This is a genomic window from Pseudomonas sp. GW822-FHT04H02 (assembly GCF_058800645.1).
Window position 1 is genome coordinate 300,724 of the sequence record NZ_JBXAMM010000006.1, and the last position, 16,001, is coordinate 316,724.

Below are 16,001 nucleotides of genomic sequence, written 5' to 3' on the forward strand. Positions count from 1 at the left end.
ATGGCCTGGATGTTCCTGCTGCTGGCGGCGGCCTTCGAGGTCACGTTCGCCATGGGCATGAAGTACGCCGAGGGCTTTACCCGGCCCTGGCCGTCGCTGCTAACGGTGGTCGCGGCGGTGGGCGGGATCTATTTCCTGACCCTGGCCATGCGCGAGTTGCCGGTGAGCGTGGCCTACCCGATCTGGACCGCCATCGGTTCCCTGGGCACGGTGCTGCTGGGCTGCCTGCTGCTGGGAGAAAGCCTGACGGCGGTCAAGCTGGTGTCGGTGGGGCTGATCGTGGCGGGGGTGGCCGGGCTGAAGTAGCTGCCGGGAGAAACGGGCTGTCACCGGTTTGTCGCCAAAGCGTCATGGGGGCTGACGACGGCCCCGGTTATGGTCTAGCTTTCAGCCAGCCCCGCTGCCTTCGCACAAGGATGTCGCCGCATGTCCCAAGAGCTTGCCACCCGTTACCCCCTGGTCCTGGTGCCCGGCATGCTCGGCTTTGTCCGCCTGCTGCTGTACCCCTACTGGTACGGGATCATTCCGGCCTTGCGCCGGGGCGGGGCGCAGGTGATCGCGGTGCAGGTCTCGCCGCTCAATTCCAGCGAGGTGCGCGGTGAGCAGTTGCTGGCGCAGGTCCAGCGGATCATGGCCGAGACCGGCGCCGCCCGAGTCAACCTGATCGGCCACAGCCAGGGCGCGCTCACCGCGCGCTACGCCGCCGCCAGGCGCCCGGACTGGGTGGCCTCGGTAACGTCGGTGGCGGGGCCCAACCATGGCTCCGAGCTGGCGGATTATCTGCAACGGCATTCACCCGCCCATAGCCTGCGGGGGCGAGTGCTGAGCCTGCTGCTGAGGGGGATTTCAAGCCTGATGCGGTTGCTGGAAACCGGCTATCGCGGACCGAAGCAGCCGGTGGATATCCATGCTTCGCACCAGTCCCTGACCACCGAGGGCGTGGCCCTGTTCAACCGCCAGTACCCCCAGGGGTTGCCGCAGGAATGGGGCGGGCAAGGGCCGGCGCAGGTCGACGGCGTGCACTACTACTCCTGGTCCGGCATTTTGCAGCCGGGCAAGACCAACCGCGGGCGTAACCTGTTCGACGGCACCAACCGCAGTTGCCGGCTGTTCGCCCGCACCTTCGTCCGTGAAGCCGGCCAGTGCGACGGTATGGTGGGGCGCTACAGCTCGCACCTGGGGCAGGTCATTGGCGATGATTACCCGCTGGACCATTTCGATATCGTCAATCAGTCCCTGGGGCTGGTGGGCAAGGGCGCGGAGCCTATCCGCCTGTTCGTCGAACATGCCCGGCGCCTCAAGGCCGCCGGCCTCTGATCTCAGCGTTGCCCGGCAGAAGCCGGCTTGCCGGCGAGCGGTCCCAGCACGGTGGTCCAGCGTTCCGAGAGAATCACCCCGCCCAAGGTCAGCAAGCCACCCACCAAATGGAACCAGGCCAACTGCTCATGCAGCACCACTGCCGCAATCAGCGCCGTGATCAACGGCAGCAGATTGAAAAACAGCGTGGTCCGGCTTGGCCCCAGGCGCACCACCGCCTGCATCCAGGCCAAGGGCGCGAGCATCGAAGCCAGCAGGCAGGCATAGAGCACCAGCGGAATGTTCTGCAGAGTCGGGCCTACCTTCGGCGAAGCCAGGAACAACGGTAGCAGCACCACGACCGCCACCAGCACCTGCAGATACAACAGCACCAGCGGCGGCAGGCGCAGCTGCCATTTCTTCAGCAGGGTGCTGTAGACGGCGTAGGCCAGGGTGGCCACCAGCATCATCGCGTCCCCCAGGTTGACCCCGTGTTGCAGCAGCGCGGCCAGGCTGCCGGAGGACACCACCACCAGCACCCCGGCGAAGGACAGCACGGCGCCCACCAGGGCTCCGGCAGTCAGGCGCTGGCCCAGGGCCGCGATGGCCATGGCCAGGGACATCAGCGGCATCAGCGAAAGGATGATGCCCATGTTGGTGGCCGAGGTCAGGCTGGCGGCGAAGTAGGCCAGGCTCTGGTACACCGCCATGCCCAGCACGCCGAGAATGGCGATGCGCCAGAGGTTGGGGCGGACCTCCGGCCAGTGCTTGATCACCGGCTTGAGCATGAAGGGGGTGAACAGCAGGCCCGCCAGCAACCAGCGATAGAAGCCGATCTCCGCGGGAAAGATCGCGCCCACGGCGAGTTTGTTGATCACGGTATTGCCGGCCCAGATAAAGATGGCCAGCAGTGGATAAGCGTATTGCATGGAGACAACCAGGCAGTTGATGAAGGCTGATTATCCTCTTGTCCGGATCAATGCCTATACTGCGAACCGGACAACCCGCCCCGACATCCGGACAGCATGAGCAAAAAACACATCGATCTCCTGGATTTCCACGGGCTGCCCGCGCCGGTGTACTTCCGCTATGCCGACTTCGCCGCCCACAGCCATGCCCTGGAGCATCGCCACCCCTGGGGCTGCCTGGAGTATTCGGCCCACGGCGTGATGCACATGGAGATTGCCGGCCAGCGTTTCATGTCGCCGCCGCAATATGCGGTGTGGGTGCCGCCACAGACGCCCCACAGTTTCTACACCGCGCAGCCGATCAACTACCGCGCCGTACTGCTGGCCCCGGAGCTGTGTGCCGAGTTGCCGGCCGGGGGCAGTACCCTGGCCATCAGCGAGATCCTCAAGGCGATCCTCAAGGACTTCGCCGCCCGTGACGTGCAGATCCCCGAGGGTGAGGCCGACCAGCGCCTGGCCCAGGTGCTGCTGGACCAGTTGCGCCAGGCGCCGGTGCATACCTGTTACCTGCCCTACGCCAGCAGCCCCGACCTGCTGCGGGTGCTCCAGGCCCTGCAGGCCGAACCGGGCAACAACCAGCCTTTGGCCCACTGGGCGGGGCTGGCCCATGTCAGCGAGCGGACCCTGGCCCGGCAGTTCGTGCGCGAATTGGGCATGAGTTTTGGCGAATGGCGCCAGCGCCAGCGTTTCCTGGCCTCCATCGAGGCCCTGGAGAGCTCGAGCAGCATCCAGGAAATCGCCTTCGACATGGGCTACAGCAGCGCCTCGGCGTTTATCGCGATGTTCCAGCGCCAGGCTGGCAGCACGCCGGAGCAGTATCGCCGGGCCGGCCTGCAGAACAGGTGAAGGTGTAACAGGCTTTGTCTACACTGCGCTGGAGGCCGTGCCCGTCGGTGCGGTGACAAGGAGAAAACTCCATGAAGATGTTGCGTATTCCGTTGTTGATGGTGGGCCTGCTGCTGTGCTCCCAGGGGTTTGCCGCCACCGCCCAGCAGAACAAGATGACCACCTGCAATGCCGAGGCCACCGCCAAGACCCTGAAGGGCGATGAGCGCAAAGCCTTCATGAGCACTTGCCTCAAGGCGGCCCCGGCAGCTGCGGCTACCCCGTCCACGCCTCAGGAAAGAATGAAGACCTGCAACGCCACGGCCACCACCCAGGCGCTCAAGGGCGATGCGCGCAAGGCGTTCATGAGTGATTGCCTGAAGAAGAAATGAGCCTGAATCGATGGGGCCGAGGTATCGCGCGCGCTACAGAACCTTGGCCTGCATCGGTTTTTCAGAGTTTCGCAGCACATAAACCATTAGCTTTCAATGAGATAGGTCTGGCAGCTACCACTCGTCGCTTTTTTGTTATGTAAATTTTTTTACATTTACACTTTGTTCCCTTCGAAAACAGGTGCCGGGACGCACCACGCGGACGTTTGGCCAGCCAAAATCCGTGATTCTAGGGAATGGAAAGCATGTCGCGTTTTGGCTTGTTCAGGCCTGTAGTAGCGTTTTGTGCTTTGTCTGCTTCGCTCGCGCTCAGCGCCGCGCCGCTGCAGACGCCGGGTGATCGCGACCTGATTCGGGATCGCCAGCAGCAGTTGCTGCAAGAGCAGCAGAAGCGCCTCGACGAACTCCAGCAACTCCCCGGCAAGACCTTGCCCCCCGAGCCTGCCCCGCAACCGGGCGAGCAGCGCTGTTTCACCATCAAGACCGTGATTCTCAAGGGGGCCGATCATCTTTCCGCCGCCGACCGCGAGCGCCTGGTGGCGCCCTATCGCGACCAGTGCCTGTCGGTGACGCAGATCAACACCCTGCTCAAGGCCATCACCCATCACTACCTGCAGCAAGGCTATGTGACCACCCGGGCCTACCTGCCGGCCCAGGAGTTGGCCTCGGGGCAACTGACCATCGTGGTGGTCGAAGGCCGCCTGGAGAGCCTGGACAGTTCCGCCCTGGCCAGCTCGCGGGAACTGGCCATGGCCTTTCCCGGCACCACCGGCGAGGTGCTCAACCTGCGGGAGCTGGAGCAACTGGTGGACCAGCTGACTCGCCTGCCTTCGCGCCAGGTGGAACTGGAACTGGCCCCGGGAGAGAAACTGGGCGACAGCCGTGTCGGGCTCAAGGGCCAGCGTCTGAAACCCTGGCGGGTATCGGCCACCCGCAACAACAGCGGTGACAAGAGCACCGGCGAGCAGCAGGCCGGCCTCGGCCTGGACTGGGACAGCCCCCTGGGCCTGGCAGACCAGCTCAGCCTGCGGGCCAACCAGGACACGGTCAGTGACCGCTGGCGCCACTCCGACAACCAGAGCCTGTTCTACAGCCTGCCCTGGGGCTGGTGGACCCTCAGTTATTCCTACAGCCAGAGCTACTACCGCACCCGCAATGACAGCACCGGCTTCGACTTCACCATGGACGGCGAAAGCAAGAACCAGCAGTTGCGCGCCGAACGGGTGCTGCACCGCGACAACCTGAGCAAGACCGGCATGAGCCTGGGCCTGAGCCAGTTGCGCACGCGCAACTACATCGATGACAACCTGATCGACGTGTCCAGCAACCGCATCACCGAAAGCCAGCTGGGCTTCAACCATGGGCGGCGCATCGGCAATGCCCTGGTCAACGCCGACATTGGCTGGCAGCAGGGCATCGGCGCCCTGGATGCCCAGGCCAGCGGCAATCCCCATGGCAGCGAGCCGGTCGCCCGTTACAACAAATACAGCCTGACCCTGAGCTACCTGCAGCCCTTTCGCCTGTGGAACGAAAACTTCAGCTTCGACAGCCTGGCCACCGGGCAGCGCAGCGAGGACGTGCTCTTCAGCCCCCAGCGCATCAGCCTCGGCGGCCTCAACTCGGTGCGTGGCTTCCAGGACCAGACCCTGTCCGGCAACAGCGGCGGCTACTGGCGCAACCAACTGCGCTGGCGCCGTGCGGTGACCTGGCCGGCGTTGCAGCCTTTTGTCCAGGAATACGGCATGGCCTTTGCGTATGACGTGGGGGTGATCAAGGGCGATCGCTACAACCACGATGCCCGCGGCCGCATGAGCGGCAATGCCCTGGAACTCAATGCCCGCGGCCAGTACCTGGCTGCATCCGTCAGCTTCGCACGCTCCCTGGAGCGACCGGCAATTATCGAGAGGCGAGAGCACCCGGTGTACTTCCGGGTAGACCTGTTCTTCTGACTCGCCCGCAACGTTATTGAATGGATGATTCGCACATGGACGTACGCAAGCCTTTTGCCCAATGCATTGCCCTGTCGTTGTCGGGGATCCTGTTTCTCAACCCGATCGTCAGCGTGGCCGCAGGCCTGGCCCTGGACCCGGCCGCGGGGGGCAACGCCACCATCGGCGCGGCCGGCAATGGCGTACCCATCGTCAACATCAACGCCGCCAACGGCGCCGGCTTGTCCCACAACAAGTTCAGCGAATACAACGTCGGCAGCAACGGCCTGATCCTCAATAACGGTACCGGCTCGACCCAGAACACTCAGCTGGGCGGCTACATCATGGGCAACCCCAACCTCAAGGGGCAGGCGGCCCAGGTCATTCTCAACGAAGTCACCGGCAGCAATCGCAGCAAGCTGGCGGGCTATACCGAAGTGGCCGGGCAGTCGGCCCGGGTGATCGTCGCCAACCCCCATGGCATCACCTGCAACGGCTGCGGCTTCATCAACACCCCACGGGCCACCCTGACCACCGGCAAGCCGGTGATCGAAGGGCAGAAACTCGATCGCTTCCAGGTCGATGGCGGCGACATCAGCATCGAAGGCGCCGGCCTCAACGCCAGCAACATCGACCAGTTCGACCTGATCACCCGCAGTACCAAGCTCAATGCCGACCTGTACGCCAAGAAGCTCAACGTCATCACCGGGCGCAACGACGTCAAGGCCGATGACCTGAGTGTCACGGCCCGGGATGCCGACGCCAGCGCCAAGCCGGAACTGGCCATCGACAGCTCGGCCCTGGGCGGCATGTACGCCGGGGCGATCCGCCTGGTGGGCACGGAAAAGGGCGTGGGGGTGAACATGTCCGGGGAAATGGCGGCCAGCACCGGTGATATCCAGATCGACGCCAACGGCAAGGTCACGGTCGCCGGCATGGGCGCCAATCAGGCCATCGCCATCAAGGCCCAGAGCATCGAGCTCAAGGGCAAGGCCTACGCCGGCACCGAGGCGACCCTGCAGGCCGCCGAGCAGATCCAGGTGCAGACCAGCCTGGCGGCCCGGGACCGGGTCCAGGTGGTGGACGCCGCGCAGGTGGTCAACCACGGCATCATCGAAGCCGGAGTCAACACCGACAACAGCCGCAACGATCACGGCGAGGTCAAGCTGACCGCCGGCACCCTGGAGAACCGCGGCAACGTACTGGCCAGCCGCAACCTGGAGCTGACCGCGCGCCAGGCCCTGAACAACCAGAACGGGGTGATTCAGGGGCCCAAGGTCGAGGTCAAGACCGCGCGCCTGGTCAACCAGGGCGCACAGGCTCGGGTGCTGGCACAGCACGAGCTGGTGCTGACCACCCCGGCCATCGCCAACCTGGGCGGCCTGATCCGCTTTGGCGAGCAGCAGGCCGCGACGCTCACTCTGGATAGCCTGAACAACAACGGCGGGCGCCTGGAAGTGGCGGGCGCCGACCTGACCCTCAAGGCCCGCGAAGTGAGCAACCAGAAAGGCTCGATGATTGCCGACCGGGTAGAGATCAGCGCCGGGCGGCTGGACAACCAGCAGGGCCTGATCGGGGCCAGCCAGGGCAGCGCCACCTTCAAGGTCAGCGAGCAGTTGAACAACAACGGTGGCCAGCTCCAGGCCCAGACCCTGCTGGAAACCCAGGGCGCAGAGTTGCTCAACCAGGGCGGCAAGCTGCTGGCCGACCAGATCAAGATCACTGGCACTCGCCTGGACAACAGCCAGAAGGGCCTGGTCAGCGCCGAGAAGGGCGAGTTGCAGGTGAGCCTCGCCCAGGACCTGATCAATGCGGGTGGCAAGCTCCAGGCCACATCGCTGCTCAGCCTCAAGTCCGCCAGCGTGGATAACCGCGCTGGCACCCTGGTTGCTCCGCAGCTGTCCCTCACCAGCAGTGGCAAGCTCGACAACCAGGGCGGCACGGTGGATGCCACCGGGCTTGAGCTGCACACCGCGGACATCGACAACCAGGGCGGCCTGCTGCAAGGCAAGGACAACCTGCTGCTGGAAGCCCGGGACCTGGCCAACAACCAGGGCCAGGTGATCGGCAACGTACTGACTGCCAACCTCGACAGCCTCAGCCAGAACCAGGGCGGGGTACTCAGCGCCGAAGCCGGCCAGCTGACCCTGACGGTCAAGCAGCATCTGAACAACGCCCTGGGCCATTTGCAGGCCAAGAACGGCGATGTGCAGATCGGCTCCGGCAGCCTGAACAACCAGGGCGGCGTGGTGGTGGGCAATCAATTGCTGCTGACCAACAACGGCCTTTTGGACAACCGTGGCGGGCAACTGGTGGGCGACCGCCTGAGCCTGAGCACCCAGCGCCTGGACAACCAGGGCGCAGGCCTGCTGGCGGCGGGCAGCGACGGCTTGCTGCTGACCTTGACTGCCGACGGCGCCACCCCGGGGCAGTTGCTCAACAGCCAGGGGCGCCTGCAAAGCGACGGGCATCTGCAAGTCAACGGCGGCCAACTGGACAACAGTGGCGGCGTGATCCTCGGCGAGAGCGTCGGGATCAACGCCGCGGGCCTGGACAACAGCGCCAGGGGCGCAGTGGTGGCCAAGACCGGGGGGCTGCATGTGGCCCTCAACAACGGCGTATTGAACAACAGCGCCGGGGTCATCGACGCCGGTGACCAGGCACTCAAGGTCACCCAACTGGCCCGTCTCGACAACCAGGGCGGCACCCTCAAGGGCAAGCGCCTGGAGGTCGATGGCGGCGCGCTGGACAACCGCCAGGGGCAACTGCTCGCTGGCAGCGATGGCCTGAACCTGGTGGTCGGGGGCCTGAACAACGCCGAAGGGATGATCCTGGCCCAGGGCGGCCATGGTGAAGTCACCCTGGGCCAGGGCAGCCTGGACAACCGTGGCGGCACCCTGCAGGGCGCGACCCTGGCGGTGACGGCCGGGGCTGTGGATAACAGTGCCCTGAACGGCAAGGCCGGCTTGATCAGCAGCCAGGCCGGCAACCTGAAGCTGGTGGTGGATCGCCTCACCAACCAGGCAGGCAAGCTCTACGCCAACGGCCTGCTCAGCACTTCCGGACAGACCCTGGACAACCGCTGGGGTGGCGAAATCAGCGCCCAGCAGTTGGACCTGACCACCGCGGCCAACCTCTACAACCAGGGCGGCCTGGTGGAGTCGGCCGGCTCGCTGCTGCTGGTGGGCGGCAACCTGGACAACAGCGCCGGCGGGCGAATCCGCGCCGTAGGCGGGGAGCAAAGCCGGATCAGCCTGGGCGGCAGCCTGTACAACCAGGGCGGTAGCCTGGCCCTGGGCTCCAACGCCTTCAGCCTGAATGCGGGCAACCTGAACAACGTCGGCGGCAGCATCGAGCACGCTGGCAACGGCCTGTTCAAACTCGACCTGGGCGGGCTCTCGGGCCTCCAGGGGCGCATCACCGGCCTGGGCCGGGGCGACTGGGACATCGGCTGGGTGGACCGCAGCGGGCTGATGCAGCTCAACGGCGCCCTGGACCTGAGCACCGGCGGCGATCTCAACCTCAGTGCCGGCGACCGTATCGCCAGCGCCAGCGGCCTGCGGGTGGGCGCCGCCACCCTGAACAACGCCGGGGAACTGGCCAGTGACGGCTACCTGACCCTGGACCTGGGGGGCAACCTGAACAACAGCGGCCTGCTGTCGTCCCGGGGCAAGCTCACGGTGGGCGCCAGCGACCTCAACCAGAACGGCGGTCGTATCGCCAGCGGCGGCGACACCGAGCTGAACCTGCGCGGCACCCTGGACAACCTGGGCCGGCTGATCGCCAGCCAGAACCTCTACGTGTCGGCGGGGCAGATCAACAACCGCGGCACCCTGGGCGCCCTGGGGCAGATGCAGCTGCGCTCCAGCAACGGCATCACCACCTCGGCCGACACCCTGATCTACAGCGGCGGCGACATGCTCCTGCGGGGCAACGGCCTGGCCAACAGCTACGGCGACATCTACAGCGCCGGCAACCTCAGCTTCGCCGCCCTCGACGGGGGCCGCGCGGCCCTGCTGAGCAACCGCTCCGGAACCATCGAAAGCGAGGGCGACATGAACCTCAACGTGGCGTTGCTGCAAAACGCCATGGACCATTACCAGGTCGGCGAAACCATCACCCAGCGCAATATCGTGATCAACTGCACCGACTGTTCCGGCGATTACCACACCGCCACTTACATCGTTAACACCACCTACGAAGGCACCATGGGCGAGCACTCCGCTGGCGCCCGCCTGGTGTCCAACCGTGACCTGACCATCAATGCCGATACGGTGGAAAACGACCAGAGCCTGATCGCCGCCAACCGCGATGTCTCCATCACCGCCAACAACCTGTACAACCGGGGCCTGACCCTGAACAAACGGGTCGAGAGCATCAGCTATTTCCTGCACGGGGTTTCCAAGGGCGCGTTCCGCGCCGCCGAGCGCGCCACCATCGCCTGGAACGCCGCCAACGCCAATCGCGCGCCGGGCCAGCAGGACCCGCTGCCGACCGTGGTGACCCAGTACCCGATCTACGAACCCGCCAGCCACACGGTGATCACCCCGGGCTCCCAGACTGCCTACGCCTCCACCCTGCAGGCCGGCCAGCGCCTGCACCTGCAGGTCAGCGGCACCCTTGAAAACGGCGTGCAGAGCGAACAGAGCCGCGCCCAGCTCACCGGGCAGACGCTGCAGAACAACCTGGCCCAGGTGGGTGGCCAGGTGATCACGGTCAATGCCCAGAGCTCCGCGGCGGCCAACCAGGTGGCCAAGGATGTGCAACGCATCGAGAAGGTCGGCGCCGACGGCACCACCCAGGTCAGCTTCGTCCCGGTGGATTTCTCCGGCGTGCCGTTCGCCGCCGTGGACCCGACCTCGCTGTCGAGCTTCCGCGTGCCTCAGGGCGAGTACGGCCTGTTCGTCAAGAGCCAGAACCCCCAGGGCCGCTACCTGATCGAGACCAATCCGACCTTCACCGACCTGTCGCGCTTCATGAGCTCGGACTACATGCTCGGCAACCTCAACTACAACACCGACCAGACCTGGCGCCGCCTGGGCGACGGCCTGTACGAGACCCGGCTGATTCGCGACGCGGTGCTGGCCCAGACCGGCCAGCGCTTCCTGGCGGCCGGGCTGACCAGCGACTACGACCAGTACCGCTACCTGATGGACAACGCCATCGCTTCCAAGGACCAGTTGAACCTGAGCATCGGCGTGTCCCTGACCCCGGCCCAGGTGGCCTCGCTGACCCATGACATCGTGTGGATGGAAACCCGCGAAGTGCAGGGTGAGAAAGTGCTGGTGCCGGTGCTCTACCTGGCCCAGGCGGAAACCCGCAACCTGCGCGGCGGCAGCCTGATACAGGGGCGCGACATGACCCTGATCGCCGGCGGCGACCTGACCAACGTCGGTACCCTGCGGGCCAGCAACGACCTGAGCGTGAATGCTGGCGGCAGCCTCTACCAGGGCGGCCTGATCGAGGCCAACGAGCGGGTCAGCCTGATGGCCCAGGACAGCGTGCGCAACGCCCTGGCCGGGGAAATCCGCGGCAACCAGGTCAGCGTCACCTCGATCAAGGGCGACATCATCAACGACCGCACCGCAGTGGCCGTCGGCTACGGCTCGGGCAATCGCACCATCCTCGACCAGGGCAGCCAGATCACCGCGCGCCAGCAGCTGGACCTCAGCGCCGGTCGCGACCTGACCAACCTCGGCCAGCTCGCCAGTGCCGGCGATGCCAAGCTCAGCGCCGGTCGCGACATCGACCTGCTGGCGGTGCAGGACCACACCTTCACCCAGAGCGCGATCCGTCGCGGCCTGGTGACCAACGACACGGTGCAGACCCTGGGCTCCAGCGTGACCACCGGCGGCAACCTGGAACTCAATGCCGGGCGCGACCTGGCGGTGGTAGCGAGCCAGGTCAGCGCCGGCAACGACCTGTCCCTCAATGCCAAGCGCGACATCGTCATCGCTTCGGCCCAGGACGAGCAGTCCTCGACCTTCTACCAGAAGAAGAAGGGTTCCTGGGGCAAGAGCAAGACCACCCGCAGCGCCGATTCCTCCACCACCAACGTGGCCTCCGAGATCAGCGCCGGGCACGACCTGATGGTCAACGTCAGCCAGGACAAGGACGGCCGTATCAGCCTCAACGGCGGACGCGACGTCACCGTGGTCGGCAGCCAGCTCAAGGCCGGCAACGACCTGCTGGTGGGCGCTACCCGGGACGTCAGCCTGGTCTCGGCCCAGGAGCAGCAGGACAGCGCCTACAGCCAGAAGAAGAAAGGCAGCTTCGGCCTGAGCAAGAGCGGCAACAGCCGCACCTCCAGCAGCACCACCCAGGTGGGCAGCGAGCTGAGTGCCGGCAATGACGCGGTGGTGATATCCGGGACCAACGTCAACCTTTCGGCCAGTTCCATCGAAGCCAAGCGCGATGCCGAAGTGCGCGCCGGGCTGATCGACAAGAACGGCGACATCAACCTGATGGACGCGGCCAACACCTCCAGCAGCCAGAGCGACAAGTACAAGAGCAAGGTGGGGTTCTCCAGTTCCGGCAGTTTCACTTCGATTGCCTCCTCGAAGAAATCCGGCCAGGAAAACATTCAATCCCAGAGTGTCGGCAGCGTGGTCAGTGGCGGGCGTGACACCACCCTGCAGGCATCTCGTGACGTCAACATGATCGGCAGCACGGCCGCGGCCGAGCGCAACCTGAATGTGGGGGCGGGACGCGACATCAACGTCCTGGCCGGCAGCAACAGTTCGGACCAGAGCAACTGGAAATCCGAGAAGCATGTGGGGCTGTCCCTGGAGAGCGATCGCAATGGCGTCACCGCGTTCCTGGGCAGCGAAGGCCTCAAGCAGAAATCGCGCAATGCCGAGCAGACCGTGGCGCCGAGCCAGTTGCTGGCCGGGCAGGATGCAACCATCAAGGCCGGACGTGACCTGACCCTGGAAGGCTCGCGAGTGGATGCCGGGCGTGATATCAACCTGCAGGCCGGGCGCGATATCAGCATCGACGCGGGCAAGGAAACCTCGATCGAGGAGCGCAGCAAGAGCCGTGACCGCAATGGCCTGACGGTCAATGTCAGCCACAACTACGGCAACACCATGGACGCCCTCAAGGGCACCGGCAAAGGCGAGGACAACACCAGCAAGGCCTCCAGCGTGCTGAGCACCGTGGATGCGATCAACCAGTTCACCTCGGGCCCGACCGCCGCGACCCATTTCGGTACGGCCAGCCAGTCCAGCAGCTCGCGCCAGGAAGTGCACAGCAACAGCCCTGCCAGCCTGGGGGCCGGGCGGGATATCAGCGCCGTGGCCGGCAATGACATCAACATTCGCGGTGGTCAGTTCGACGCCGGGCGCGACATCACCCTGGTGGGCCGTGACATCAATGTGGATGTGGCCCACGGTTCGGTCTCCGAAGAGAGCAAGACCGCCCGCAGCCAGGGCGGCATCAATGGCCAGAGCGGCGGTGGCAGCGCCCGTGCCGGTATCGGCGGCAGCAACGGTGTGGCCAGCGAGCAGATGAACCAGGGCACCAACACCCCGTCGGTATTCCTCGCCGGGCGTGATGTCAGCCTTGAGGCGCGCAACAACCTGACCCTGATCGGAACCCAGGTCCAGGCCGGGCGCGATATCGACCTGGGCGCCGGTAACGACCTGACCATCCGCGCCGCGCAGAACGATTCCAGCAGCGAGTCCAGCCGCCACAGCGGCGGTGGTGAAGTGGGCCTGGCCGTGGGCGGCAAGGACTTCATCTCGGTCTACGCCAGCGTCGACATGGGCAAGGGCCAGTTGGACCGGGACAACCAGCGGCAGCAGAACGCCAATCTGGTAGCCGGCGACCAGCTGCGCTTCAGCAGTGGCAAGGACACCACCATCGCCGGCGCCACCCTGCGCGGTGGTGAGGTCATCGGCCGGGTTGGCGGTGACCTGACCGTGTCCTCGGTGCCGGATACCGGCAAGGTCAGCGGCAAGGAAATGGATGCCAGTGTCACCGTGAGCATCGGCCTGGGCGGCGGTGGCAGCGTCAGCGGCTCCCTGGGCATGGGCAAGACCACCGGCAAGACCAACTGGGTCCAGGAGCAGACCAGCATCACCGGCAAGAACGGAGTGGACATCCGCACCGAGAACCACACCCAGCTCGACGGCGCGCTGGTCGCCGCCGACAACGGCAACCTCAAGCTGGACACCGGCACCCTGGGCTTCCGCGATATCTCCGGCCAGGACAAGGAGCACAGCTACTACGTCAATGCGGGCGGCACCTTTGGCTGGGGCGGCGGCGATGGCGCCAAGGCCACCGGCGGCAAGGACGTGGCCTTCACCACGGACAAGAGCCAGGAAGGCAAGGGCAAGACCGGGGCGTCCGGCTGGAGCGTCAGCGGCTATGACTACCGCAAGGAGCGTGAGCAGGAAGTGCGCGCCACAGTGGGCGCGGGCACCATCACCGTGCGCAACGACGCCAAGACTGGCGCCGACTCCACTGCGGGCCTGAACCGCGATGTGTCCCTGGCCTATGAAATCACCAAGGACAAGGAAAAGCGTACCGACCTGTATGTGTCCCAGTCGTCCCTGGAGTCGGTGAACCACCCGATTCAGACCCTGAACCAGTGGAAGGAGGGGATGAAGAACTATGGCAAGAATGCCTCGGGTATCTTCACCCAGTTTGGCGACCTGAGTAAGGCGGCGGACCAGGTGGTGGCCGACAACCCGTCGTTGCTGCCGCTGGCCTGGATTCCTGGGCTCCTGGAAACCGTGCTCGACAAGGCTGGCAAGTACACCGGTGGCATCATGCCCGGCGTCGAGAACCATGGTGGCCTGATCACCCAGGTGCCGGCCTTGATCACGGGTGACATGCGCTTCTACCGGGTTGAGACCAAGTACCAGTACGAGTCCGACGGCAAGACCATCAAGGTGGATCCGTTGTCCGGCAAACCGATGATCGAGAACGTGCAGAAGCTGATGGAGATCGAGCGTCCCGATGGTGATGGTGCAGTGTTCACCAACGGCATCCAGAACTCGCTGATGGCGGCATTGGTCAACGGTGCGATGCAGACCGGCTCCGATTCCTTCATGCAGGCCTACAACCCCGAGCACGGGATTCTCGGCGACTTGGTCGAGTCGCTGTGGGATGTGGCGCTGGGCGGGACGGTACGCTCTGGTAACGCCCAGCAGCTGCACGATTTCTTCCAGGCCGGGATCAAGGATGAGTACAAGCTGGACGTTGCCGGCCACAGCCAGGGCGGTCTGTTGACCTACCGGGCGATTTCCGGCCTGGATTTCAACCTCAATGGCCAGGTCGGGAGCATCCAGTTGTCGGGCGCCCCAGTGGGTTCCAAGAGCTTCTTTGAAGCCGCCGATGCCGCCGGATTCGATATCGGCAACGGCGCCTTCTTCCAGGTCAACCGTCCGGGGTCGAAGACCTTTTTCGGCATGTTGCCGGTCACCGATACCGTGTCGGATCTGCTGGGGCAGAACTTCACGCACTCGTCCGACCCGGTGGCTCGTTTCTTCGGTTCGCTGGCGACCAGCACCTCGTTGATGGGAGTGGATAGCCCGCACTCGAACTACCTGTGTGTTGCCAAGGGCATGTGCGGTGATGCGCCCAATGCGCTGCAGGACCAGTTCAAGAAGAATCCCCGGTACATTGAACCTACGTTCATCGATGCCAATGGCAAGGACACTATCCGCAGATGAGGGGGAGTCCAAGTGTGGTGGTGGGGCTGGCAGTGCTGCTCGGGGGATGCCTGAACCTCCCCGCCAAGCCGCAGGAGCGACGCACCGAGCAGCGCATGTTGTGTAGCGAAGGGGCCAAGCGGGTGACCTTGCCCCAGCGTTTCTCCTTCGACCTGCCTGAACCGTTCCGGCACACAGAATGCGGTACGCTCATGGGCGGTTTCTACTACGACAGAATCAGCGACAGCCTGTCTGTCGCTACGGAGGGGACCTTCGCCTATGGCGATGTCCAGGTATCGGCGTCTTCGCTGTACATGAAGGTCAGCAGCTTTCTCGACGGTGAGGGTTATGGGCTGATGTATCCCCGGGACGCCTTTCTCCAGGGCAAGCTGGCTGCATTGGCTTTGCCCGGCAGTGGTGCCAAACCCCGTGAAGTGGATTGGGTCACCCGGGGTGGCTACCAGTGCCTGCGCTTCTATGAGCACTGGCAGGGGGCCGCAGTGGGGCTCTGGGAGGATGAGGTCAGGTATTGGTGCTGGGAAGGGGAAAGCGGCCTGACTCAACCGTTCTACGTACATGCCGGGCAACGTCTGGCGCTGGGCGCCAAGGGTTACGATCTGGATCGGACCTTTATCCTGCCGTTCTTTGCCAGCTTGCAGATCAAGCGTCTGGCACCTTCGGCTCTGGCTCAGGCACAAAACCGGCTCCAGGCTGCTTGTGCCCGCGGCAAGGCTCGTTATGACCGGGGAAGCGCCTGGGGCAGCGACTACCCCGACAAGCGCCTGACCCTGACCCGCCTGCACTACTGCGGCTACGACGTGCCGCTGCCCGACCTTTCGGCCCCGGCGCCCGGGGCCAAAGCCGACTGAACCTTCGCCTGTCACAACACTCCAGTACCCTGTAAGCCCGCGTCCTCACGGCGCCTGCCACTAT

General features: G+C 65.1%; 8 protein-coding genes. 7 read left to right on the plus strand and 1 reads right to left on the minus strand.

The genetic code is table 11. The features are described 5' to 3' along the window. Positions 1 to 306, plus strand: a complete 306-nt coding sequence (locus AC1RMG_RS25995; protein ID WP_011058984.1) for a DMT family transporter — start codon at positions 1 to 3, stop codon at positions 304 to 306. A gap of 120 nt (positions 307 to 426) precedes the next feature. Then, the gene (locus AC1RMG_RS26000) at positions 427 to 1,317 is read left to right on the plus strand and encodes an esterase/lipase family protein (RefSeq protein WP_368994792.1); all 891 of its coding nucleotides are present in this window, start codon (positions 427 to 429) and stop codon (positions 1,315 to 1,317) included. A gap of 2 nt (positions 1,318 to 1,319) precedes the next feature. Here AC1RMG_RS26000 and AC1RMG_RS26005 read toward each other — a convergent pair whose 3' ends face one another. Beyond that, positions 1,320 to 2,225 carry a DMT family transporter gene (locus AC1RMG_RS26005; RefSeq protein ID WP_368994793.1) on the minus strand — a complete coding sequence of 302 codons (906 nt, stop codon included), beginning with the start codon at positions 2,223 to 2,225 and terminating at the stop codon, positions 1,320 to 1,322. A 96-nt stretch (positions 2,226 to 2,321) separates the two neighbouring features. On the opposite strand from AC1RMG_RS26005, the gene AC1RMG_RS26010 reads away from it, so the two are divergent. The 5 genes from AC1RMG_RS26010 to AC1RMG_RS26030 all read left to right on the plus strand — a co-directional run bounded on the left by AC1RMG_RS26010 (position 2,322) and on the right by AC1RMG_RS26030 (position 15,937). Further along, positions 2,322 to 3,110, plus strand: coding sequence for an AraC family transcriptional regulator (locus AC1RMG_RS26010; protein WP_053156114.1), 789 nt, complete (start codon positions 2,322 to 2,324; stop codon positions 3,108 to 3,110). A gap of 71 nt (positions 3,111 to 3,181) precedes the next feature. Next, positions 3,182 to 3,481, plus strand: coding sequence for a PsiF family protein (locus tag AC1RMG_RS26015; protein ID WP_011058988.1), 300 nt, complete (start codon positions 3,182 to 3,184; stop codon positions 3,479 to 3,481). A 245-nt stretch (positions 3,482 to 3,726) separates the two neighbouring features. Further along, the gene (locus tag AC1RMG_RS26020; protein ID WP_053156233.1) at positions 3,727 to 5,430 is read left to right on the plus strand and encodes a ShlB/FhaC/HecB family hemolysin secretion/activation protein; all 1,704 of its coding nucleotides are present in this window, start codon (positions 3,727 to 3,729) and stop codon (positions 5,428 to 5,430) included. Positions 5,431 to 5,465: 35 nt separating this feature from the next. Further along, the gene (locus AC1RMG_RS26025) at positions 5,466 to 15,089 is read left to right on the plus strand and encodes a hemagglutinin repeat-containing protein (protein ID WP_493170609.1); all 9,624 of its coding nucleotides are present in this window, start codon (positions 5,466 to 5,468) and stop codon (positions 15,087 to 15,089) included. Further along, positions 15,086 to 15,937 carry a hypothetical protein gene (locus AC1RMG_RS26030; RefSeq protein WP_185070170.1) on the plus strand — a complete coding sequence of 284 codons (852 nt, stop codon included), beginning with the start codon at positions 15,086 to 15,088 and terminating at the stop codon, positions 15,935 to 15,937. The genes AC1RMG_RS26025 and AC1RMG_RS26030 overlap by 4 nt, the downstream gene beginning before the upstream one ends. Positions 15,938 to 16,001: the final 64 nt, after the last annotated feature.

Excerpts from the sequence above, each read along its gene's own strand:
- AC1RMG_RS25995 (WP_011058984.1), top strand. The coding sequence starts at position 1 with ATGGCCTGGATGTTCCTGCTGCTGGCGGCGGCCTTCGAGGTCACGTTC.
- AC1RMG_RS26000 (WP_368994792.1), top strand. The coding sequence starts at position 427 with ATGTCCCAAGAGCTTGCCACCCGTTACCCCCTGGTCCTGGTGCCCGGC.
- AC1RMG_RS26005 (WP_368994793.1), bottom strand. The coding sequence starts at position 2,225 with ATGCAATACGCTTATCCACTGCTGGCCATCTTTATCTGGGCCGGCAAT.
- AC1RMG_RS26010 (WP_053156114.1), top strand. The coding sequence starts at position 2,322 with ATGAGCAAAAAACACATCGATCTCCTGGATTTCCACGGGCTGCCCGCG.
- AC1RMG_RS26015 (WP_011058988.1), top strand. The coding sequence starts at position 3,182 with ATGAAGATGTTGCGTATTCCGTTGTTGATGGTGGGCCTGCTGCTGTGC.
- AC1RMG_RS26020 (WP_053156233.1), top strand. The coding sequence starts at position 3,727 with ATGTCGCGTTTTGGCTTGTTCAGGCCTGTAGTAGCGTTTTGTGCTTTG.
- AC1RMG_RS26025 (WP_493170609.1), top strand. The coding sequence starts at position 5,466 with ATGGACGTACGCAAGCCTTTTGCCCAATGCATTGCCCTGTCGTTGTCG.
- AC1RMG_RS26030 (WP_185070170.1), top strand. The coding sequence starts at position 15,086 with ATGAGGGGGAGTCCAAGTGTGGTGGTGGGGCTGGCAGTGCTGCTCGGG.